Source organism: Herpetosiphonaceae bacterium (assembly GCA_036374795.1).
Lineage (GTDB): Bacteria > Chloroflexota > Chloroflexia > Chloroflexales > Kallotenuaceae > LB3-1.
The window spans coordinates 18,823-42,238 of record DASUTC010000192.1 but is presented as its reverse complement, the minus strand read 5'-3'; the positions used below and the strand labels follow the sequence as shown (position 1 = coordinate 42,238).

At 65.6% G+C, this 23,416-nt stretch carries 9 protein-coding genes; 7 read left to right on the top strand and 2 right to left on the bottom strand.

What is annotated here, in order from left to right:
* Nucleotide 1 precedes the first annotated feature (1 nt).
* The 5 genes from VFZ66_14440 (at nucleotide 2) to VFZ66_14420 (ending at nucleotide 18,994) form a co-directional block, all read left to right on the top strand.
* Entirely contained in the window at nucleotides 2–9,757 is a 9,756-nt protein-coding gene (locus VFZ66_14440; GenBank protein ID HEX6290385.1) for an amino acid adenylation domain-containing protein, read from the top strand.
* On the top strand, nucleotides 9,750–14,627 hold the full coding sequence (locus tag VFZ66_14435; GenBank protein ID HEX6290384.1) for an amino acid adenylation domain-containing protein: 4,878 nt from the start codon (nucleotides 9,750–9,752) through the stop codon (nucleotides 14,625–14,627). The genes VFZ66_14440 and VFZ66_14435 overlap by 8 nt, the downstream gene beginning before the upstream one ends.
* Nucleotides 14,628–14,791: 164 nt before the next feature.
* The gene (locus VFZ66_14430; GenBank protein HEX6290383.1) at nucleotides 14,792–15,016 is read left to right on the top strand and encodes an MbtH family protein; all 225 of its coding nucleotides are present in this window, start codon (nucleotides 14,792–14,794) and stop codon (nucleotides 15,014–15,016) included.
* Between the two features lie 339 nt (nucleotides 15,017–15,355).
* Nucleotides 15,356–17,968 (top strand): lantibiotic dehydratase, encoded by a 2,613-nt coding sequence (locus VFZ66_14425; GenBank protein ID HEX6290382.1) that lies wholly within the window; start codon nucleotides 15,356–15,358, stop codon nucleotides 17,966–17,968.
* 249 nt (nucleotides 17,969–18,217) lie between these two features.
* The gene (locus tag VFZ66_14420; GenBank protein HEX6290381.1) at nucleotides 18,218–18,994 is read left to right on the top strand and encodes a thioesterase domain-containing protein; all 777 of its coding nucleotides are present in this window, start codon (nucleotides 18,218–18,220) and stop codon (nucleotides 18,992–18,994) included.
* A gap of 161 nt (nucleotides 18,995–19,155) precedes the next feature.
* Here the strand turns inward: VFZ66_14420 and VFZ66_14415 are convergent, their stop codons facing one another.
* On the bottom strand, nucleotides 19,156–19,617 hold the full coding sequence (locus tag VFZ66_14415; GenBank protein ID HEX6290380.1) for a VOC family protein: 462 nt from the start codon (nucleotides 19,615–19,617) through the stop codon (nucleotides 19,156–19,158).
* 395 nt (nucleotides 19,618–20,012) lie between these two features.
* On the opposite strand from VFZ66_14415, the gene VFZ66_14410 reads away from it, so the two are divergent.
* Entirely contained in the window at nucleotides 20,013–20,918 is a 906-nt protein-coding gene (locus VFZ66_14410) for a response regulator (GenBank protein HEX6290379.1), read from the top strand.
* Nucleotides 20,919–20,944: 26 nt separating this feature from the next.
* Here the strand turns inward: VFZ66_14410 and VFZ66_14405 are convergent, their stop codons facing one another.
* Nucleotides 20,945–22,126, bottom strand: a complete 1,182-nt coding sequence (locus VFZ66_14405) for an MFS transporter (GenBank protein ID HEX6290378.1) — start codon at nucleotides 22,124–22,126, stop codon at nucleotides 20,945–20,947.
* Between the two features lie 501 nt (nucleotides 22,127–22,627).
* On the opposite strand from VFZ66_14405, the gene VFZ66_14400 reads away from it, so the two are divergent.
* Nucleotides 22,628–23,398, top strand: a complete 771-nt coding sequence (locus VFZ66_14400) for a hypothetical protein (protein HEX6290377.1) — start codon at nucleotides 22,628–22,630, stop codon at nucleotides 23,396–23,398.
* Nucleotides 23,399–23,416 lie beyond the last annotated feature (18 nt).

The following is a 23,416-nucleotide window of genomic DNA, read 5'->3' as shown; positions in this document are numbered from 1 at the left end:
AGTGCGCTTAAAGACCGTAGAAGATTTCTACCCCCTCGCGCCAATGCAGCAGGGCATGCTGTTCCACAGCCTGCACGCGCCGACATCGGGCGTGTATGTGGAGCAGTTGTCCTGCACGTTGCACGGAGATCTGAATATCCCAGCTTTCGAGCGCGCTTGGCAACAACTGGTCGATCGCTACCCTATTTTGCGCACGGCGTTCGTCTGGGAGGGCATCGACGAGCCGGTGCAACTGGTTCACCGGCAGGTAGCCATTCCGCTGGAACAGCAAGACTGGCGCGGGATCTCGCCGATGGCGCAGGCGGTGCGGCTGGAAACGTATCTGCACGACGATAAAGCGCAGGGCTTTGATCTGACCAGGGTGCCGCTGATGCGCTTCGCGCTCTTCCGCATCGCCGACGACGCCTACTTCTTTGTCTGGACCTTCCATCATATCTTGCTGGATGGCTGGTCGGTTTCGTCGCTGATCGAAAAGGTGCTGGCGGCCTACGAGTCCAACTGCCGGGGTCGTGAGCTGCGGCTCGCGCCTAGCCGCTCCTACCGCGATTATATCGTCTGGCTGCGGCAGCAAGACCAGTCGCGGGCCGAGGCGTTCTGGCGGCGGATGCTTCGGGGCATTACCGCGCCGACACAGCTTGGGATCGGCTCAGCCCGCAGCGCAGAAGAGGCCACCGAGGGCTACGTCAAAGCGGAGCTGCTGGTCGACGCGGCCACGACCGCCGCGCTGCAAACGCTGGCTCGCCAGCAGCAGGTGACGATCAGCACGCTGGTGCAGGGCGCGTGGGCGCTGGTGCTCAGCCGCTACAGCGGCGAGCAGGATGTCGTCTTCGGTGTCACCGTTTCGGGCCGCCCGCCAACGCTGACCGGCAGCGATGCGATGGTCGGGCTGTTCATCAACACGCTGCCGCTGCGGGTGCACGTCGATGCGCATGAATCGCTGCGGGCGTGGCTCGAAACGTTGCAGGCGCAGCAGGTCGAGCTGCGGCAGTACGAGTACAGCGCGCTGGTGCAGGTCCAGGGCTGGAGCGATGTGCCGCGCGGACAGCCGCTCTTCGATCATATTCTGGTCTTTGAAAACTATCCCATGGACGCCTACGCCAGGGCCAGCGGCGGCAATCTGCGCGTCAGCGATCTGCACTTCAGCGAACAGTCGAACTATCCCCTGACGATCGCGGTGGAGCCAGGCACCGAGCTGAAGCTGCAAATGAACTACGATCAGCGCCGTTTTTCGGCGACGGCGATCGAGCGGCTGCTGCGTCACTTCCAGATGGCGCTTGAGCAGATCGTCGCGCGACCGGAGCAGCGCCTTGGAGACGTGCAGATCGTGGGCGAGGCCGAGCGACGCGAGATGCTGGTCGCGTGGAACACCACCGCCGCCGACTACGCGCTCGATCGCTGCGTGCATGAGCTGGTCGAGGCCCAGGTAGCGCGAACACCCGACGCGACCGCGCTGGTCTTCGAGGATCGACACCTGACCTACGATGAGGTTAATCGCCGCGCCAATCAGGTGGCGCGTCACCTGCGTTCGCTGGGTGTTGGCCCCGACGCGCGGGTTGGGCTGTGCCTCCATCGCTCGCCGGAGCTGCTGATCGGCCTGCTGGGCGTGCTCAAGGCGGGCGGCGCGTACGTGCCGCTCGATCCGGCCTATCCCGCCGACCGCCTGGCCTACATGGCCGAGGACGCCCGGATCGGCGTGCTGCTGACCGCCGAGCCTTTGCGCGAGCATCTGCCGCAGACCGAGGCGCGGATCGTGTGCCTCGACGCGGACTGGCCGACGATCGCGCGACAGCCCGCCGACAACGTGCGCAGCGGCGTCGACCCCGATAACCTGGCGTACGTTATGTACACCTCCGGCTCGACCGGACGGCCCAAGGGCGTGCAGAACAGCCACCGCGCGATCGGCAACCGGCTGCTGTGGAATCAGCAGATCTACCCGCTGAGCGCGGCGGATCGCGTGTTGCAGATCGCCTCGTTCAGCTTCGACATCTCGCTCTGGGAGCTGGTCGGGCCGCTGCTGGCGGGCGCGCAGGTGATCATGGGCCGTCCCGGCGGGCAGCAGGATAGCGGCTACCTCGTGCGGCTGATCGCCGAGCAGCAGGTGACGGTCGCGCACTTCGTGCCGTCGCTGCTGCACGTGCTGCTGGAAGAGCCCGGCCTGGACGGCTGCGACGCGCTGCGCGGCGTCTTCTGCGGCGGCGAGGCGCTGCCCAGAGATCTGCCTGACCGCTTCTTTGCACGGCTGGATGCCGATCTGATCCAGTTCTATGGCCCGACCGAGGCGTCGATCAACGCGACCGCCTGGGTCTTTGAGCGAGACGTGCCGCAGCAGGGCGTGCCGATCGGTTGTCCGATCGCCAACATGCAGATCTATCTGCTGGATCGCCAGCTCAACCCCGTGCCGGTCGGCGTCGCCGGAGAGCTGCATATCGGCGGCGTGGGCCTGGCGCGCGGCTACAGCAATCGTCCTGATCTGACCGCCGAGCGCTTCATTCCCGATCCGTTCAGCCAGACCGGGGACCCTCAGGGTGGCGCGCGGCTCTACAAAACCGGCGATCTGGCGCGCTACCGTGAGGACGGCGTGCTTGAGTTCCTGGGCCGCCTGGACTTCCAGATCAAGGTGCGCGGCTTCCGCGTCGAGCCGGGCGAGATCGAGGCCGTGCTTCAGCGCCATCCCGATGTGCGCGAGGCCATGGTGCTGGCGCGCGAAGACCGGCCAGGTGACACGCGGCTGGTCGCGTACGTGGTGCCGAGCGCCGCGCAGGCCGGGGTTGAGGGCCGCAACGGGAAGCTCACAACCTATCTCAAGCAACTCCTGCCCGACTACATGGTTCCAGCGGCCTTTGTGTTTCTCGACGCGCTGCCGCTGACGCCCAACGGCAAAGTCGATCGCCGGGCGCTGCCCACGCCGGAGCAGGGCCAGTCCGAGCGCGAGGGCAGCTTTGCCGCGCCGCACACGCCCACCGAGGAGGTGATCGCCGGGATCTGGGCGGCGGTGCTCAAGATCGAGCGCGTAGGCATCCACGATAGCTTCTTTGCGCTCGGCGGACACTCGCTGGTCGCGACGCAGATTATGTCGAGAGTGCGGGATGCGTTCGGCATCGATCTGCCGCTCGGCGCGCTCTTCGACACGCCCACCGTCGCGGGACTGGCCGGGCGCGTCGAGCAGGCGCAGCGGGCGGCGCAGGGGTTGAGCATCAAGCCGATCGAGCGGGTTTCGCGCGAGCAGCCGCTGCCGCTGTCGTTCGCGCAGCAGCGCCTCTGGTTCCTCGATCAGTTGCAGCCGGGCAGCGCGGCCTACAACATTCCCGCCGCCGTGCAGATGAGCGGCACGCTCCACATCACGGCACTGCACCAAAGCCTGAACACGATCGTCAGGCGGCACGAGGCGCTGCGCACCACGTTCATCGAGCAGAGCGGCGATCCGGTGCAGGTGATCGCGCCGAGCCTTGAGCTGCCGCTGCCGGTCGTCGATCTCAGCGGTCGCTCGACGATCGAGCGCGAGCTGGCGGTGCTGCGCCATACGAGCGACGAGGCACAAACGCCGTTCGATCTGCAACGCGGCCCGCTGATCCGCACGAAGCTGCTGCGGTTAGATGAGCAGGAGCATGTGGTGCTGATCACCGTTCATCACATCGTCTCGGATGGCTGGTCGGTGGGCGTCTTCCTGCGCGAGCTGGCGACGCTCTACGATGCCTTTGTCGATGATTCGAGCGTCGATCCGTCCGGCCTGCTGGGCCCTGTGGGCACCCCGCCGCCGATCCAGTACGCCGACTTCGCGGTCTGGCAGCGCGCCTGGCTTCAGGGCGAGGTGCTCGAACAGCAGCTTGGGTACTGGAAGCAGCAGCTCGGCGGTGCGCTGCCGCTGCTTGAGCTACCGACCGACCATCCGCGTCCGGCGGTGCAGACCTTCAAAGGCGCGCGTCATAGGCTCGCGCTGCCCCGGCAGCTCTCGCACGCGCTGCTCGGGCTGAGCCAGCGCGAAGGCGTCACGCTCTACATGACGCTGCTGGCCGCGCTCCAGGTCTTGTTGCAGCGCTACACGCGGCAAGATGATCTGCTGATCGGCACGCCGACCGCCGGACGCACGCAGCGCGAGACGGAGAACCTGATCGGCTTTTTCGTCAACACGCTGGTCTTGCGCACCGACCTGTCGGGCAATCCGACCTTCCGCGAGCTGCTGAAGCGCGTGCGCAAGGTGGCGCTTGAGTCCTACGCTCACCAGGATCTCCCCTTCGAGCAGCTAGTCGACGCGATCCAGCCGCAGCGCGACCTGAGCCGCTCGGCGCTCTTCCAGGTGCTCTTCGCGCTGCAAAACGCGCCGATGCCAAACCAATCGCTGCGCGACCTGACGCTGGCCTCGCTGGAGATCGACAACGGCACCGCCAAGTTCGACCTCGCGCTGGATCTGACGGAGACAGCCGAGGGCATCGGCGGATTTATCGAGTACAACACCGATCTCTTTGAGCCGACCACGATCGAGCGCATGGCCGCGCAGTTCCAGACCGTGCTCGAAAGCATCGTGAGCAAGCCCACGCAGCGCATCGCCGACGTGACGATCCTGCCGGAGCACGAGCGGCAGCAGGTGCTCGTGACGTGGAACGCCACGGCGGCGAACTATTCCCGCGATGTCTGCCTGCACACGCTGATCGAGGCGCAGGTTGAGCGCACGCCCGACGCGACCGCCGTAACGTTCGAGGGGCAAGCCTTGACCTACGCGGCGCTGAACGCGCGCGCCAACCAGCTTGCGCATCACCTGCGGAGCTTGGGTGTCGGGCCGGAGACGCGCGTGGCCGTGTGCATGGAGCGCTCGCTGGAGCTGGTGGTCAGCTTGCTGGCGGTGCTCAAGGCCGGCGGCTGCTACGTGCCGCTCGATCCCGACTATCCCCAGGAGCGCCTGCACTTCATGCTTGGCGATGCCGCCGCGCCCGTGCTGCTGACCCAGGCGCCGCTGCTGCTCCCTGAGGATACCCGCCTGCCCACACAGCGCGCCAAGGTGGTATCCGTGGATAGCGCGTGGGACGAGATCGCCCGGCAGCCCGCGACCAATCCCGCGCTGCGGACCGGGGCCACGAACCTGGCCTACATGATCTACACCTCCGGCTCGACCGGGCAGCCCAAGGGCGCGATGAACACCCACCAGGCGATCGTCAACCGCCTGCTCTGGATGCAGGACGCCTACCGGCTCGACGCGACCGATCGCGTGCTGCAAAAAACGCCCTTCAGCTTCGATGTCTCGGTCTGGGAGTTCTTCTGGCCGCTGCTCACGGGTGCGACCCTCGTCGTCGCCAGGCCCGGCGGCCATCAAGACCCGGCCTATCTGGTCGAGCTGATCGCGCACGAGCGGATTACGACGCTGCACTTCGTGCCCTCGATGTTGCAGGTCTTCCTTGAAGAGCGCGATCTCGACCGCTGCCAGTCCTTACGCCGCGTGATCTGTAGCGGCGAGGCCCTGCCGCTGGCGCTGCAACAGCGTTTCTTCGCGCGGCTGGATGCCGAGCTGCACAACCTGTACGGTCCCACCGAGGCCGCCGTCGACGTCACCTTCTGGCCTTGCCACCCTGACCGCGCGCTCCACACCGTGCCGATCGGCTATCCCGTGGCGAATACGCAGATCTACCTGCTCGATCGCCACCTGCACCCCGTGCCCATCGGCGTGCCCGGTGAGCTGCACATCGGCGGCATCCAGCTTGCGCGCGGCTATCATCGCCGTCCCGCGCTGACCGCCGAGCGCTTCATCCCCGATCCCTTCAGCCAGAATCCTGGCGCGCGGCTCTACCGCACCGGCGACCTGGCGCGCTCTCTGCCCGACGGCGCGATCGAGTACCTGGGGCGGCTGGACTTCCAGGTCAAGGTGCGTGGCTTTCGCATCGAGCTGGGCGAGATCGAGACGGCGCTCACGCAGCATCCGCAGGTGCGCGAGGCGGTAGTCACGGCGCGGCAGGACACACCGCCCGCAGGCGGGCACCCGGACGCGCGGCTGGTGGCCTACGTGGTCGCGCAGCAGCAGCATGGAACGGCGGAACTGAGCGTCAGCGCGCTGCGGCGTTTCCTGGAGCCGAGGCTGCCGGAGTACATGGTGCCGAGCGCGTTTGTGTTTCTGGACGCGCTGCCGCTGACGCCCAACGGCAAGATCGATCGCAAGGCGCTGCCCGCGCCCGACAGCGCGCGGCCTGAGCTAGAGGCTACCTTTGTCGCACCGCAGACCCCCGAAGAGGAGGCGCTGGCTGCGATCTGGCAAAACGTGCTGGGTCTTGAGCGCGTCGGCATCCACGACAACTTCTTCGCGCTCGGCGGCGACTCGATGCGCAGCATTCGCGTCCTCTCCCAGGCGCGCGATCGGGGCTTCAGCCTCTCGTTGCAGCAGCTCTTCCAGCATCAGACGATCGGTGAGCTGGCGCGTATGTTTGGCGAACAGCCTTCGCGAGCCGTCGTCGACCAGCCGGTCGTGCCCTTCAGCCTGATCACCAAAGACGATCGGCTCAAGCTGCCCGGCGAGGTCGAGGATGCCTATCCGCTCTCCGCGCTTCAGGTCGGCATGCTCTTCCACAGCGAGTACCAGCCCGACTCGGCGGTCTATCACGACATCTTCACCCAGCACATCCGCACGCCCTTCGACGCCGACGCCCTGCGCGTCGCGATCCGCGATCTTGTCGCCCGCCATCCGATCCTGCGCACCGGCTTCGATCTGACCAACTACAGCCAGCCCTTGCAGTTGGTGTACCGCACGGCCCAGCCCCTCGTCGAGATCGACGATCTGCGCGCCTGCTCGCCCGCCGAGCAGGACGCCGCGCTGCTGGCCGCGATGGAAGCCGAGAAGCGCCGCCCCTTCGACTGGCGGCGCGCGCCGCTGCTGCGCTTCCAGATCCAGCGCCGCGCCGACGATGCCATCCAGTTCACCGTCAGCTTCCACCATTCGATCCTCGACGGCTGGAGCGTCGCCGCGATGAACACCGAGCTGTTCACGCTCTACTTCGCCCACCTGGGCCTGGCCGCGCCCGCGCTCGCCGCGCCGCCTGCCAGCGGCTTCCGCGATTTTATCGCTCTGGAGCAGCAGGCGCTCGCCTCGCAGGAGACGCGCGCCTACTGGACGCGCACGCTCAGCGACAGCACCAGCGAAGCGATCCCGCGCTGGCCTGCCGACGGCGCGCAGCCAGCGCAGCGGCAGATCCAGACCCACGACGTGGCGCTGACGCCGGAGCTGTCCAACGGCCTCAAGCGGCTGGCGCAACAGGCGGGCGTGCCGCTCAAGAGCGTGCTGCTGGCGGCGCATCTGCGCGTGCTGAGCGTGCTGCATGGGCGCGACGACGTGCTGACCGGCCTGGTTTCGCACGGACGCCCCGAAACCGAGGACAGCGAGCGCATCCTGGGCATGTTCCTCAACACGCTGCCTTTCCGCCTCAGTCTGGCTGGCGGCACCTGGCTCGATCTGGTGCGCGCTACGTTCGCGGCGGAGCGCGAGCTGCTGCCGCATCGCTGGTACCCGATGGCCGAGATCCAGCGCAGCCTGGGCGGCCAGGACCTCTTTGAGACGGCGTTCAACTACATCGATTTCCACGTCTACCAGCGCCTGGGCGAGCTGCCGGGCTTCCGACCGATGGGCGGGCAGTTCTTTCAGGAGACGAACTTTCCGCTGTCGGCGAACTTCGGCCTCGATCAGGGGACGGGCCACCTGCAACTGGGCGTCGAGTACGATGCCGCCGAGATCCCGGAGGCGCAGGCCAATGCCATCGCCGGGTACTACGCCCGCGCGCTGGCCGCGATGGTCGCCGAGCCCGACGCCCGCTACGATCGCAACACCCTGCTGAGCGAGGCCGAGCGCCGTCAGCTCATCGTGGGCTGGAACGCGACCGCGACGGAGTATCCGCAGCAGTGCTTGCATCAGCTCTTCGAGGCGCAGGCGATGCGCACGCCCGACGCTATCGCCGTGCTCTCCGGCGACCAGACGTTGAGCTATCGGGCGCTCAACGAGCGTGCCAACCAGCTTGCGCATCACCTGCGCAGCCTGGGCGTTCGGCCCGAGTCGCGCGTGGCGCTGTGCGTGGAGCGCTCGCCTGATCTGATCGTCGGGCTGCTCGGTATCCTCAAGGCCGGCGGCTGCTACGTGCCGCTCGACCCGGCCTATCCCCAGGAGCGGCTCGCGTTCATGATGGAAGATGCGCAGGTATCCGTGCTGCTGACCCAGGCACCGCTGCTGAGCGTCCTGCCTGACCACCATGCGCAGGTGGTGCGGCTCGATGCCGACTGGCCGCAGATCGCGCAGCAGCGCCGCGACACCCCCAGCAGCGGCGCGCAGCCCGATAACCTGGCGTACATGATCTACACCTCCGGCTCGACCGGCAGACCGAAGGGCGTGCTGGTGCCGCATCGCGGGCTGGGCAACCTGGCCCAGGCGCAGATCCGCGCCTTTGGCGTCACGCCCGATAGCCGCGTGCTTCAGTTTGCCTCGTTCAGCTTCGACGCCTCAATCTCCGAGATCTGCATGGCGCTGCTGGCCGGTGCGACGCTCTGCCTTGGCAGCCAGGACGCGATGGTGCCCGGTCCCGCCGCGTTGAACGTGCTGCGCGAGCAGGCGATCACCGTGGCGACGCTGCCGCCCTCGGTGCTGGCGGTGCTCACGCCCTCCGACTTTCCCTCGCTGCAATCGGTGATCGCGGCGGGCGAGGCGTGTCCTGCCACGGTGGTGGCGCGCTGGGCCACCCCGGAGCGGCGCTTCCTCAACGCCTACGGCCCCACCGAGACGACGGTCTGCGCGACGATCGCCGGCTGTCGGGACGGCAGCCGCACGCCGCCGATCGGCCCGGCCATCGCCAACATGCAGGTCTATGTGCTCGACCAGCAGCGCCAGCCGTCGCCGGTAGGCATCCCCGGCGAGGTCTACATCGGCGGCGTGGGCGTGGCGCGGGGCTATCATGGTCGCGCGGATCTGACCGCCGAGCGCTTCGTGCCCAACCCGTTCAGCCAAACAGGCGGCACGCGGCTCTACCGCACGGGCGACCTGGCGCGCTACCTGCCCAACGGCGATCTCGACTACATCGGGCGCATCGACCAGCAGGTCAAAGTGCGCGGCTTCCGCATCGAATTGGGCGAGATCGAGGCCGTGCTGCGGCGGCATGCGGCCGTGCGCGACACGGTGGTGCTGCTGCGCGCGGATCAGCCGTCCGCAGGCGGGCACCCGGATAAGCGGCTGGTGGCGTACGTGGTGGGAGCACAACGAGCAGAAAACGCGGAACCTGGAACCTCGAATCTGGAACTCGGAGCCGATCTGCGTCGCTCCCTGCTGGAACAGGTGCCGGAGTACATGGTGCCGAGCGCGTTTGTGTTTCTGGACGCGCTGCCGCTGACGCCTAACGGCAAAATCGATCGCAAGGCGCTGCCCGCGCCCGACAGCAGCCGCGCCGGATCGGAGCAGGGCTATGTCGCGCCGCGCACCCCCACCGAGCAGACCGTCGCGCGCATCCTCTCCGATATCCTCGTGGTGGAGCGTGTGGGCGTCCACGACAACTTCTTTGAGCTGGGCGGCCACTCGCTGCTGGCGATGCAGTTGATCTCGCGGCTGCGCGATGCGTTCCAGGTCGAGCTGCCGCTGCGGATCTTGTACGAGTCGGCGACGGTTGCCGATCTGGCGCTGGCGATCGTCCAAAAACAGGCGGAGCAGGCCGATAACGAGGCGCTGGACGAGATGTTAGCCGAGCTTGATCAGCTCTCGGATGAAGAAGTGCAGGCATTGCTCGCCAGCGGAGAAGGCCGAGATGAGTGAGGTTTCAAAGCGTGTCGCCGAGCTTTCGCCGGAGAAGCGCGAGCTGCTGCTGCGGCGTCTGCGCGAGAAGCAGCCGACGGCGGCTCCCAAAGTTGCCGCGACGCTGCCCGCGCTGGGCGTGAATCGCAGGGATCGGCATCGGCCCTTCCCGCTGTCGCCGATCCAGCAAAACTACTGGGCCGGGCGCAGCGGCTTCTTCGACCTGGGCGCGGTTGGCACGAATGTGTACACCGAGGCCGAGCTACGCTGGGCCACGCCCTCGCGGCTCGATCGCCTCAAGACGAACTTCCTGCTGGGCGGGCTTAACCGCGCGCTCCAGCGGGTGATCGAGCGCCACGACATCATGCGCGTGGTCGTTCAGCCCAACGGGCAGCAGCGCATTCTGCCGCAGGTGCCGCCCTATCAGATTCAGGTCGTCGATCTGCGCGGCAAAGACGCAGCGACGGTCGAGGCCGCGATCGAGCAGGTGCGCGAGCGGATGCGCACCGCCAGGGCACCGATCGACCAGTGGCCGCTCTTCGAGATCCTGGCGCATCGGCTCGACGGCGAGCGTGTGCGGCTGCATATCCGGCTCGACGCGCTGCTGGTCGATGGCACCAGCCGGGGATTGTTCATTCAGGAGCTCTTCCGGCACCTGGGCAACGCGCCGGTCGAGCCGCTGGCCGCGACCTACCGCGATTACGTCCTGACCTGGACGGCCTTTCAGCGGAGCGAGCTGTGCCAGAGCGCCCGCCAGTACTGGCTGGACCGTCTGCCGACGCTGCCGCCGATCGCGGAGCTGCCGCTGGCGGTGAATCTCAGCCCGCAGACGTTCTCGGCCTTCGTCAAGCACAACGTGACGCTGCTGGAGCCCGATGCCTGGACGCGGCTCAAGGCGCGCGCGGCGCGCGCCGATCTGACGCCCTCCGGCGTGACCACGGCGGCGTTTGTCGAGGTGCTGGCCGCGTGGCAGCCCAGCCGCCGCTTTACGCTCGGATTGGTCGGCACCTATCGCCCGCCGCTCCACGCGCAGATGGCCGACATGCTCGGCAACTTCAACACGATCTACCTGCTGGCGGTCGAGGACGACTCCGGCACCTTCGAGGCACGTGCCCGGCGCATCCAGCAGCAGATCGCCGCCGACCTGGAGCAGCGCTATTACCTGGGCCATCAGGTGCTCCGCGAGCTGAACCGGCGCAAAGGCGGCACGTCGCGGCCCACGCTGCCGATCCTCTTCAACAGCGTGATCGAGTACAGCCACGCCAGCTACCAGACGCGCGTCGGCAGGTCCGGCAACGGCGGGATGCTGTCGTTCGAGCAGCTCGACGCGGGCCTGCATATTCCACAGATTTTGCTCTCGCCGACGGTCAGCGAGAGCGCCGACGGCGCGCTGACCTGTAGCTGGCAATCCGTCGAGCAGGTCTTCCCCGAAAGGCTGATGCAGGAAATGTTGGATACCTACGGGCGTTTCATCCAGCGCCTGGCGAGCGACGAGACGGCCTGGAGCGAGACGCTGCCGCAACTGCTGCCCGCCGAGCAACTGGAGCGGCGCGCGGCGCTCAACGCCGCCGAGGCAACGCCGCCGCCGGGGCTGCTGCACAGCCTTTTCCAGGCGCAGGTTCATCTACGCCCCCGGCAGAGCGCCGTTGTGGCCGCCGACCGCACGCTGACCTATGCCGAGCTTGCACGACGCGCCGCGCAGGTCGGTCGGCGGCTGCGCGAGCGTGGCGCGCAGCCCAACACGCCAGTCGCGGTGGTCATGGAGCCGGGATGGGAGCAGATCGTCGCGGTGCTGGGCGTGCTCGAAGCGGGCGCGGCCTATGTGCCGATCGATCCCGCGCTGCCCGGCGAGCGCTTCCAGCGGCTTCTTGCCCACAGCGAGGCCACGCTGGCGCTGACTCAAACCTCGATCGAGCGCCGCATGAGCTGGCCCGCCGCGATCGAGCGGCTGTGCCTGGACTCCGACGAGTGGAGCGGCGTCGACGACCATCCGATCGAGCCGGTGCAGCAGGGCGATGATCTGGCCTGCGTGATCTACAGCAGCGCCAGCGACGAGCCGCTCGGCGTGATGATCGACCATCGCGGCGCGGTCAATACCGTGCTCGACATCAACCGGCGCTGCGGCATCGACGCCGACGACCGCACGCTGGCGCTCGCGCCGCTGAGCTTCGATCTGTCGGTCTTCGACATCTTCGGCACGCTGGCGGCGGGCGGCACGATCGTCGTGCCCGACGCGGCCTCGCGCCACGATCCGGCATACTGGGCCGACCTGATGCTCCGCGAGCGCGTCACGATCTGGAACTCGCCGCCCGCGCTGCTGGAAGCGCTGATCGCGCAGGTGGAGGACCAGCCTGATCGGTATCCGCGTACACTGCGACTCGTGCTGCTGAGCCGCGACTGGATGCCGGTGACGCTGGCGGAGCGGCTACGGGCGCTGGCCGAGCAGGTGACGGTGATCAACCTGGGCGGCGCAGCCGAAACCTCGATCTGGTCGAGCGCCGAGCCGATCGCCGCCGTCGAGCCGGAGCAGAGCCGCGTGACGCTGGGCAGGCCGTTGACCAACCAGCGGCTCCATGTCCTCAACGAGCAACTGGAGCCGTGTCCCGACTGGGTCGTCGGCCAGCTCTACATCGGCGGGCTGGGCGTGGGACGCGGCTACTGGCGCAACGCGCAGCAGACTCGCGCCAGCTTCCTGACGCATCCGCGCACGGGAGAGCGCCTGTACCGCAGCGGCGATTACGCGCGCTACCTGCCCGATGGCCGTGTCGAGCTGCTGGGTCGTCCAGACTATCGCGTCGAGGTTGCCGATCATCCGGTCGAGCTGCGGCAGATCGAGGCCGCGCTGGAGCGCCACCCCGCGCTGCGCGCGGCTGCGGTGCGCGCCTACACCGACGAGCCGGGCAGGACATATCTGGCCGCCTATGTCGTGCCGCGCCAGCAACCGGCCCCGCCGACGATCGCGCTACGAAGCTACTTGCGGAATTTCTTTCCTCAGTATATGATTCCTGCGGCCTTCGTCTCATTGGACGCGCTACCACGAACGACCAACGGAAAAGTTGATCGGCAGGCGCTGCCGGTGCCCGCCGCAGACGGAAAGACACTCCCAGCCGCGTTTGTCGCGCCGCGCGATCATCTGGAGCAGCAGCTTGCCGCGATCTGGCAAGAGGTGCTTCGCACGCAGCCGATCGGCGTGACCGATAACTTCTTCGACCTCGGCGGAACATCGTTTCTTGCCGTTCGGCTCATGTTGCTGATTCAAAAGGTGTTCGGGCAGGACGTGCCGCTGGCGACGTTCTTTCAGAACCCGACGATCGACCACCTGGCGCGGATCGTCCGCGAGGCGACGATCGAGCAATTGGCGCAGCAGCTTGAGGCGCAGGCCGACTCAATCCGGCAGGATGAGGTCGTCTTACCGCAGCTCAAGCCCATGGAACCATCCAGCGCCGAGGCAGGAACCGCGTCGGCTCGCTCGCAAGCAAAGGAGAATGCTGTGGAACAACGGACTGCTGCGCGAGGCATGCAGGTTTTCTTCGTGATCTGGCTGGGCCAGCTTGTCTCGATCCTCGGATCGATGATGACCGGCTTCGCGCTTGGCGTGTGGGCGCTCCAGAACAGCAGGTCTGTTACGGAATTTGCCCTGATCTCCGTGTTCGCGGCGGTGCCCTTCATCCTCGTCTCGCCCCTCGCCGGAGTGATGGTCGACCGCTGGGATCGCCGCAAGACGATGATTATGAGCGATACGATCGCGGCGCTCACGACCCTGGCGATCATGGTGCTCTACAACACAGGCGACCTCGCGATCTGGATGATCTACCTCCTGACCTCGATCTCTTCGATCGCGCGGGCCTTTCAGATGCCCGCCTACACCGCTGTCACCACGCTGCTGGTGCCCAGGGAGCAGCTTGGCCGCGCCAACGGCCTGGTGCAGCTTGCGCAGGGCATCGGGCAGCTCATCTCGCCGATCCTGGCGGGCGTGCTGGTGCAATACGTCGAGCTGTCCGGCGTGATCGCCGTCGACCTGGCAACCTTTGTGGTGGCGGTGCTGACGCTGATGAGCGTCAGGGTTCCGAGGCCGGAGCAGACCACGGCAGGCCAGGAGGCGCGCGGCTCGCTGCTGCATGAGTCGCGCTATGGCTGGACGTACATCAAGCAGCGGCCTGGATTGCTTGGCCTGCTGATGTTCTTCGCCACAAGCAACTTCATGGTCGGCATGGTGATTGTGCTGGCGCAGCCGCTTGTGCTGTCGTTCCCGTCGGGCTCGCCCGCCGTGCTGGGCACGGTGCTCTCGGTGGCAGGCGCGGGCATGCTCGTCGGCAGCGTCGTGATGAGCATCTGGGGCGGTCCCCGGCGGCGCGTCAACGGCGTGCTCGGCGCAATGGGCCTGGCCGGGCTGTGTATCATTATCGCGGGGCTGCAACCGTCGGCGCTGATCCTGACCGTGATGGCCTTCTTCTTCCTGTTTATGATGCCGTTCGTCGGCGGCTCGAGCCAGGCGATCTGGCAGAGCAAGGTTCCCGCCGACATTCAGGGCCGCGTCTTTTCGATCCGCATGATGATCGCCACCTCGGCCACGCCGCTGGCATATCTGCTGGCGGGTCCGCTGGCCGACTATGTTTTCCAGCCGCTGCTGCGGGATGAGCGCGCGCCACTGGCTGGCTCGATCGGGCAGATCATCGGGTACGGACCCGGACGCGGTATCGGCCTGATGTTTATCGTCTTCGGCATCCTCACGCTGGCAGCCGTCGCCGTCGGCTATGCCTATCCGCGCATCCGGCTGGTAGAGGACGAGCTACCCGACGCGCCGCTCGGCGTGAGCGAGAGCGAGGCCGAGGAGAGCGAGGCCGAGGAGATTCGCGCTGAGCAGACCAGCACGCTGCCGCAGCCGCTCTAGTGAGGGGTGGCGCGACGGCGCCGGGGTGAGGGCCTGGAACGCGACAGAACATACACGGCGGGTCGGCCAGCACAAGCCGTCGATCCCGCAACGATAGCGAGCATCGGCGCATGATCAGCGCCGGAGCAATCCCATTGAGCACTGAGTTATCCTTAGGAGGCACCATGAATCGGGACGAACAAGAAGATACGACGATCTACAAGGTCGTTGTTAACCACGAAGAGCAGTATTCGATCTGGCCCGCCGACCGCGAGAACGCGCTGGGCTGGCGCGACGCCGGCAAGAGCGGACTCAAGCAGGAGTGTCTGGACTACATCAAAGAGGTCTGGACCGACATGCGCCCGCTGAGCCTGCGCAAAAAGATGGAAGAGAACGCAGGCAATCAGTAGCTTTGCGCGGCTCTCAGTCGACCTGGCAGCGTGTACCCAGCCGGTGCTATACGCTGCCAGGTCGATGCTTGCAGCGGACGATCCTTACCAACGTGACGCCACGCGCCGCTCACGAGGCTCCAACACCACACGAAACGCTCCCTGTCGGATCTGAATGCTGCCAGTCTCGGTCGAACCATCGGCGAAGCGCAGAGCAAGCCACTATGGGTCACGGTCAACCGCTACAGCCGCGCCTGCTCAGTTTCGGGATCGCCGAGGATCGCCCTAGCTAGCCCGAATCCGCTACATCGATTGAAGCCGCGACCGTGTTGCCTTGCATTTGGCTCAGGAGCTTAGAGCATGGATCAGAAAGAACAGTCTGGCAGTTTATCCTCCTTCATCAATGATTTCGCCGCCGATAGCTGGGACGACGAAGAGCCGACGCTCCCTGAGCACCTGCTGCGCCTCGCGGATCAGCGCTGGGGCGTGTGGCGCACGGCGGTGCTGCGCGGCGCGGGCTTCCCGATCGCGCACGTGCTGAAGCTGAGCAGCCCGGCGTGTGCCGCCGCAGCCATGACGCTGATGCAGGCCGAGCGCAATCTGGCTCGCTGCCGGGAGGCCGCGCGCGAGACGGTGCGACAGCAGATGCAGACTACTCCACCCGATCAGCGCATGCCGCTGGTCAAGGCCCTGCGCCAGTTGAAGAAGGGCAAGTGGCCCGCTCCCGGCGTCGTCGGCGGCGAGGCCGCAACGGCGCTGGCGGAGCTTCACGCGGCGCGCGAACAGCTCCAGGCGGCGCAGGTGGCCTTTGAGGCAGCGTTTCAGGCTGCAACCGCGCAGATCTCCGATGCGATCTCCGAGGCTGCCGCCATGGAGCGCTTCCGCGAAGCCGTTACGTGGCAGAACCGAAGCGCGCTCCACACCGCGATTAACCAGCTCTTACGCCATCCAAGCGGCAGCGCCTTCTACAAGCGCAGCAACAAGCACGTGCTGGTCGCCAACTATTTGCAGCGCTACTGCGCCAAGAACGATACGATCGGCTTTTTTGGGCCGGTGGCCTGGGCGACATTCGTGCCGCAGGGCCAGCCGATCCGCTTCACGCCCGGCGACAAGCTGCTTGAGGCGCGCGAGGTCTTCTTCGAGGGCTGGTGCATCGATACGCTGGCCGAGACGCTGGCGAGACAGAAAGCGATCCGGCCCTGGCTCGCGCCGCGCCGCATGCCGTTCATCCACCTCGACGGCGCGCAGCTCCATCTACCGCTTGAGCAGCCGATGCAGCTCTCGCCGAAACAGGCCGTGGTGTTGCAGGCGTGCGATGGGCAGCGCATTGCCAGGGAGATCGCCGTCGAGCTGCTGCGCGCGCCGACCAGGCAGTTCGCTGGCGAGGCCGACGTGTATCAGGTGCTTGACAGCCTCCACACGATGGGCCTGATCGCCTGGACGCTTGAGGTGCCGCTCGAATCGCGGCCAGAGCGCACCCTGCGCCGATTGCTTGAGCGGATCGGCGATGAAAGCCTGCGCCGTCCCGCGCTCAATGCGCTGGCCGAGCTTGAGTCCGCCCGTGCCGCCGTGGCGCGCGCCGCAGGCAGCGTCGAGCAGCTCGATCAGGCGTTGGAGCAGCTTGAGACGACGTTCAATCGCATCACGGGCGCGATGCCGACGCGCTCGGCGGGCCAGACCTACGCGGCACGCACGCTGGTCTATGAGGAGTGTCGCCGTGATCTGGAGCTGGAGCTAGGCCCTGCGGTGCTCGACGCGCTCGGCGGGCCGCTCTCGCTGCTGCTGCTCAGCGCGCGCTGGATTACCGCGCAGGCGGCAGCGGCCTACCGCGAGACGTTCAAGCAGATCTACGCCGATCTCGCCCACAAATCCGGCTCGTCCACGGTCGCGGCGCTCGACTTCTGGCTCAAAGTGCAGGAATTGCTCCAGGACGACAGCAGCCAGATCGTTCAGGCGGTGACAGAAGAATTCCAAGCGCGCTGGGCCGCTATTCTGTCGATCCCGCCGGATCAGCGCCGCGTCGAGTACAGCAGCGACGCGCTGCGCGAGCCGGTCGAGACGGCGTTTGGCGACGCACAGCCCGGCTGGAGCCTGGCTCACTACCACAGCCCCGACGTGATGATCGCCGCGCCCGACGCCGAGGCGATCGAGCGCGACGAGTATCTGTTTGTGATGGGCGAGCTTCATGTCGCGCACAATACGATCGGCGGCGCGGCCTTTCTGACGCAGCATCCAGCGCCCGAAGATCTGTTTCAGGCCGTCGTGCAAGACCTGCCCGGCCCGCGCCTGGTGCCGGTAACGCCGCGCAACTGGCACCACCTGACGGCCCGCACTCGATCGGCGCTCGTCTCGCCGTGGGACTACCGGCTGCTCTTATCGAAGGATGCGTGCGGCGTGCAAAAATCGCGGGCCGTGCCGATCGGCGCGCTGGTGATCGAGCCTGCCGACGATAGCCTGACGATTCGGACCCGTGACGGCAAGCTCCGCTTCGACATCGTGGAAGCCTTCGGCTCGCTGCTCTCGAATATCGTCGCCAACTCGTTCAAGGTGCTGCGTCCGGCCAGGCACACGCCGCGCGTGACGATCGACCGGCTGGTGATCGCCCGTGAAGCGTGGAGCTTTGCCGCTGCTGAGATCGCGTTTGCCGCCAGCAAGCACGAGGCCGAGCGCTTTCTCGCCGTGCAGCGCTGGGCGGATGAGCACGGCATGCCCCGGTTTGTCTTTGTCAAAGTGCCGGTTGAGGTCAAGCCGTTTTTCGTGGATTTCGCCAGCCCGATCTATATCGACATCTTGAGCAGAATGATCCGCCGCACCGTCGAGCACGCCGGTCCCGACGCGCGCGTCACCTGCTCGGAGATGCTGCCAATGCCCGATCAGACCTGGCTCGCCGACGCGCAAGGCCAGCACTATACCAGCGAGCTACGGATCGTCGGCGTTGATCTCAGCGCCTACGACAGCGGGACGCGGATCTGATCCGACGCGCCGAACAGCGCAGGAGCATGCTGGATTCGTCCAGTATAATGAGCGTGATCGGCTCCGGATCGATCCTCGTGCATACCTGCGCCAGGCGACGGGACATGGTACACTGCGATTGAGCGAGAGGGCCGTCAGGCCGGGAGTGTGGGGGAGTCCCCCAACCACTCCCCTTTCTGATGCAGCATCGTGTATGCTGTTTTCCTAAGAGGCTGCCTGATTCTGCACTAGAACAAGGATTAGTGGATTATGACGACAACACCCGCGCAGACACCCTGGATCACCTTTCCGCGCCCGAATCCAGCGGCTCGCCTGCGCCTGTTTTGCTTTCCATACGCCGGTGGCGGTGCCTCGATCTACCGAACGTGGTCGAGCGTGCTGCCGCCTGAGATCGAAGTCTATCCGGTGCAGCCGCCGGGACGCGAGACGCGGCTGAAAGATAAGCCCTTCACCCAGGTTCCAGAGCTGGTCGCGTCGCTCAGCAGCGCGATCCTGCCGCATCTCAACATGCCGTATGCCTTCTTTGGTCACAGCATGGGCGCGCTGACCTGCTTCGAGCTAGCCCGTCAACTGCGCAGGCAGAACGCGCCGCTGCCGCTGCATATCTTCGTGTCGGGCCACCGCGCGCCGCAGATCCCCGACGACGACGAGCCGATCTATCATCTGCCCGATGCGGAGTTTATCGAGGAGCTGCGCACGCTCAACGGCACGCCCGACGCGGTGCTGCAAAACGACGAGCTGATGCGGCTGATGCTGCCGCTGCTGCGCGCCGACTTTGAACTCTGCAATACCTACACCTTCACCGAGGATGCGCCGCTGCCCTGCCCGATCACGGCGTACGGCGGCTTGCAGGACGATGAAGTCAGCCGGGATCAGCTCGCAGCCTGGCGCGAGCATACTAGCGCCCATTTTACGATGCGGATGTTCCCCGGCGATCATTTCTACCTGCATGGCTCGCGCGCGCTGCTGCTGCAAACGCTAGCCCAGGACCTGGTGCAGGTGCTCCGGCGCGTGCCCCCTAGATAACCGGGCAAGATCGGGAAGCGGCACGCCGCGCCGGGGATCGCTCCTCGGCGTGGCGTCGTTTCGCGCCGCGAACGTCGTTCCCTTGCAGGAGTGCGTACTCAGCTACGTTGCGGACAATCGAGCATAGCCAGCGCTCGGTGCTCGAACGTATAGGCTTGTTGTCACCCAAGCTCCAGCCATACCCCCGTGCGCTCGCTCGTGCTCAGCACATGCGCCCGCGTCATCACCTCCCAGCGTACGCCATACGGATCGTCGATGATCAGCGCGTCCGGTCGATCGGCGACGATCGTGCAGCCGAGCAGCGCCGCCCGCCGACGGAGCTCCGCTAGCTCCGCACGATCCACATGCAGCCCGATGTGCGATAGCGTGCCGTCCGGCATGATCGCCGATTGAGCTTCGAGCGCCAGCGTAAAACCCTCGCGCTGGAGCATGCTCAGCCCCAGATCAATCCCTGCGGCAATCGCGTCATCCCAGGATGAGGCTGTCGGCAGCGTTCGCCAGCCATCGGCGTGCTCCGCCTCACGGAATAGAACCTCAAGCGCAAAAAGTGTACAATAGAACGACTCGGCCTGGCGCAGGTCGACCACCCGCAGCGCAAGATGATTAACGCCGTAGTAGCTCACACTCATGCTCCTTCGCATGGATAGCCCTACGACACGGTGTAGCGCTATCCTTCAGCAGATCTGCTGCCGGATCATCAAGATTATGTTAAGATGTAGCGTAAGCGTCGATACGTCCATACGAACGGCTGCATCGTGTGTCGGCGATCGGAAAAACGATTATACTATCGGCGGCTCGAATGCCTCGCATCGCCTAGCACCAGACGCCAGCCGGACGATCCAGGGTATTGAAAATCTGGTGGTATTGGCTCTACACCCTGTAGTAGGAATTCCAGAAGACCCAGTACTGACAAAAAAGAAACTTAACATATTTCGTGATTTAAGTATATACTGAAAAAATCTGTCGGCGCATCCATCCTTCCTTCTTGTTAACCTACGCAAAAACACAGGGATCAGGAATGACATCGAAAAGACAGAGCGAGCGTTTACAACCGCGAGTCCTCCTTATCGAAGATAATCCACAACAGATCGTCCTTGAAAGACACACGCTTGAGAGCGTCGGATTTGAGGTTTCTGTCGCTTCTTCGGCAGTTGAAGGCGTCGAATATGCCATGTCGCTGCTCGATCTTTCCAGACCGGCTCATCCAACGGTGATCGTCCTCGATCTTGTGCTGCCCGATCTGATCCTCCAGAGCATGGAAGGCTCGGTGCTGGCAGCGGCATTGCTTGGGAGAATGCTGGATGGCATGATTCATCCGGCGACGATTGTTGCGCTGACCGGCGAGCTGACCAAAGAGCGCAAAGAGGCCGCGCTCTTCGCAGGCTGTAGTATGGTCTTGACCAAGCCGCTGCTCAGGGAGCACGCCGAAGAGCTGTTCAAGATTGCCCACGAGCCACCGGTCCTGCCGAATATCAAAGTCTCGTCGTATAAGGCGCAGGGCTTCCGCGTGTTTCGCAGCTTTGCCGAAAAGACGCTGAACGATCTCAGGAATCGCCATCCGCTGACGCTGTGGTCGCCTGAGGATGCCCATCTTGTGCTCAGCAGCATCACGCCGTTTCCGCCGCCGTCAGATGTCGATCAGGGGCGGGCGGGCGCGCTGCTGTATGCGCTTGGCGGCCAGGCCGCGGCGCGCGAAGAGCTTCAGCGCTGTGCGACGCAGATGGAGAAGAGCTATGGCCTGCACAGCGAGATCTTGCAAAAATTTCTGGACGGCTGGGAGCGTCGCGCGATCGTCAAGTACTATGTCGATCGCGGCTTCTACGAGGATTCGCGCATCTACACCTGCATCAAAGAGCTACCACAGCGCATCAGCGACCGGCTTAAGTCGCAGGCGTCGCAGCGCAACGGCCACGAGTCGGGATAGTCTACGCCGCGCTGCTGTCGCGTCGATCACGCCTCCGCCCTGGCCGCCAGGGGCGCTGGAGTCGCGCGGCCCGGCAGCGTCAGCGCCAGCAGCGCCGCGGGCACTCCCAGCAGCGTGATCGCCTGAAGCGCTCGCAGCAGCCCGATCTGGTCGGCGGCGATACCTGCCAGCCAGGTGCCGATACCACCGGCGGCGAAGGTAAAGCCCAGGATCAGGCCAGCCGCGAAGCCTTGCCTAGCCGGAATCAGTCGTTGCGCGTGGACGACCAGCACGCTGTGCTGCCCGCCGATCAGCAGGCCGCTCAGCGCGCTCGCCACAAATGCCGCCAGTGGCGTGGGTGCCCATAGACAGATCAGCCCGGCAGGCACGCCCAGCAGCAACGGCCCCACGGTAGCAGCCCGCATGCCACGCCGATCCGCCAGCTCGCCGGTGACGATGTTCCCGATCGCCGCCGCAAGCATGAACGTCCCCGCCAGCATGCCATAGGCAGCCGAGTCCCAGCTTCGATCGGCGAAGAGCTTGGGCAGGAACGCCGAATAGGCCGCCTGGATCGACGAGCGCAGCGCGACCAGGAGGATGAAGGCCGCGACGATCGCGCCCGCAGTACGAGCAGGGCCGCTTGCCGACTTCTTCGACGCGCCGTGGATGCGCGCGCCCGCCGGAGCGGTCAGCAGCAGCGTGACCGGCAGCAGCAGAAACGCGGCCATCGGCAGCGTGCCCAGGTTGCCGCTCACACGAAAGAGCAGCCCGCCAAGCATCGGGCCGAGCGCCAGACCCATCTGCCCGCAAAAGAAGAAGAGCGCGGTGGCGCTGGCCGCGCGGCTGGGATGCGCCGCGCCAGCGTTGGCCGTGCCGACCGGATGGAACAGGCCGGAGCCAAGCGCGGCCAGCAGAAAGCACGGCAGCAGCACCAGCCAGCTCTGCGCCAGGGCAACCGCGCTGAAGCAGAGCGCCATCCAGCCAACGCCCACACCCGCCAGCGCCGCCGGTCGACTCTGCACGCGGTCGGCCAGCCAGCCAAACAGCGGCTGCGAGAGCGAGCCGACGAAGGTGTACAGCGTCAGCGCCAGGCCGATCTGCGCATTGGAAAGGCCCAGCGGCTTCGACAGCACCGCCAGCAGCACCGGGCCGGCGCTGTTCAGAATATCCACTCCAAAATGGCCGGTAGCAATCGCCAGAAAGAGGCGGCTGCGGAATAACGTCAGCACAGCGAAAACTCCTGAGATCGTTTCACCAGATTGTGCCGACAGAAGCGCGGGTCGTCAAGGGACAAAAGATGTGACAATCGGCTGTATCAAGCGGCTTGTTGGAGAATTGGTGTGCGAGATCCTGCATCAGAGCGGGAATGCCTGGGAATGATCGCCGCCGCTGATCCTTTTGTTCCTTTGCTCTTTGCCAAAAATCCTCCACGCTACACAGTACTTTTGTGGGCTTCTTCGGCGTTTAAGCGTATAAGGGCTGGTATCCGCAGGAGCCGCATACAACCTCCGCGCGGCTTCATTCGAGGACAGAGCATACGCATCGGGTGGCAGGAAGAAGCGAGGGGCAAGGAGTGACATGCGCTGACGATGGTCGAGGATGATCGGCGGCAGGACACCGCTGCCTGGCAATGTCGATGCGACAAGGAGGACTCCATGTACACTTCGTTGGACACGCTCACAAGATTACTCCTGGCCTTCTTGGTGTTCGCAAGCGGATCGCAGGTGTCTATGGCTAGCGCACGGGTACAGCCGTGGCTCGCCGGGGAGCAGATCGCCGCCTCGCTCCCGGCGACGGTGACAAGCTGCGCCACCGCCCTAGATTTTGGCGAAACCATGCAGTGTACGATCGATCTTGCGGGAGAGATCGACATGCACACGTTCACCGCAGCGATCGATGATGTGGTCAAAGTCAGGATGACGCGCATCTCCGGCACGCTCAATCCTGCGGTCCACATCTACGACCCGGATGGTGCCAATATGTGCTCGGCCTTTACCTCGGAGAAGATCGTCGAGATCAATAACTGTGTCATTCCTCGTGCTGGCATATACACGCTGCACGCCAGCGATACCTATCGCACCAACACGGGCACCTATAATCTGTACATCCAGCGCCTTAACAACCCAGGCAACACGCAGCCGATCGGCTTTGGTCAAATCCTCACGGGCACAATTACATCAGCCGCCGAGATTAACACCTACACCTTCCTGAGCAGCGGAGGCGGTAGCGCAAGGATCAAGATGAGCCGTACCGCAGATGACCTGCGTCCACGCATCCGCATCTACGACCCGGCTGGCACCAACATTTGCTCGGCCTTTACCTCCGGCTCGGTTGCCGAGATTACGAGCTGTCCATTAGCTAGCCGGGGCACCTATGCCATCCTGGCGGACGATAATGGCAGCCGTGTGGGGAGCTATACATTAGAGCTGGCGTGCGCGCAGGAGCCGTGCCGCCCCTACACCAGTCTGATGTACCTGCCCCTGGTCAGAAAAACACCCTGACCGACAGAACATCCATGA

Bases quoted from the DNA above. Each gene is read 5' to 3' on its own strand.
- VFZ66_14435 (HEX6290384.1), top strand. From the start codon at position 9,750: ATGAGTGAGGTTTCAAAGCGTGTCGCCGAGCTTTCGCCGGAGAAGCGC.
- VFZ66_14430 (HEX6290383.1), top strand. From the start codon at position 14,792: ATGAATCGGGACGAACAAGAAGATACGACGATCTACAAGGTCGTTGTT.
- VFZ66_14425 (HEX6290382.1), top strand. From the start codon at position 15,356: ATGGATCAGAAAGAACAGTCTGGCAGTTTATCCTCCTTCATCAATGAT.
- VFZ66_14420 (HEX6290381.1), top strand. From the start codon at position 18,218: ATGACGACAACACCCGCGCAGACACCCTGGATCACCTTTCCGCGCCCG.
- VFZ66_14410 (HEX6290379.1), top strand. From the start codon at position 20,013: ATGACATCGAAAAGACAGAGCGAGCGTTTACAACCGCGAGTCCTCCTT.
- VFZ66_14400 (HEX6290377.1), top strand. From the start codon at position 22,628: ATGGCTAGCGCACGGGTACAGCCGTGGCTCGCCGGGGAGCAGATCGCC.